1 pseudogene is annotated in these 382 nt (G+C 65.7%); it reads left to right on the forward strand.

From position 1 onward, the window contains the following. Nucleotides 1-382: pseudogene (locus EN780_RS38465) on the forward strand (arginine--tRNA ligase); the annotation flags it as partial.

The raw sequence follows: 382 nt of genomic DNA on the forward strand, positions 1-382 counted from the left end.
ATGAATATCTTCGCCGATTTCAACGCGCGGATCGTAAAAGCCGTCGAAACCCTTGATCTGAAGGGCAAGGATGGCGCATCGCCGGATCTGTCGCGCATCGCGGTCGAGCCGCCGCGCGACGCCAGCCACGGCGACCTTGCCACCAATGCGGCGATGGTGCTGGCGAAACCCACCGGACAGAACCCGCGCGCTCTTGCCGAGAAGCTGGTCGAGGTGCTGCGCGCCGATGCCGATATCGCGTCCGCCGACGTCGCCGGGCCGGGCTTCGTCAATCTCAGGCTGAAGGACGGGTTCTGGCAGGCGCATCTGGCGGCGCTGCTCGGTGAGGGCCGCAACTATGGCCGCTCGAAGATCGGCGGCGGCCGCAAGGCCAATGTCGAAT

The organism is Mesorhizobium sp. M4B.F.Ca.ET.089.01.1.1 (genome assembly GCF_004022605.1).
In the GTDB taxonomy this organism is placed as follows: Bacteria; Pseudomonadota; Alphaproteobacteria; order Rhizobiales; family Rhizobiaceae; genus Mesorhizobium; species Mesorhizobium abyssinicae.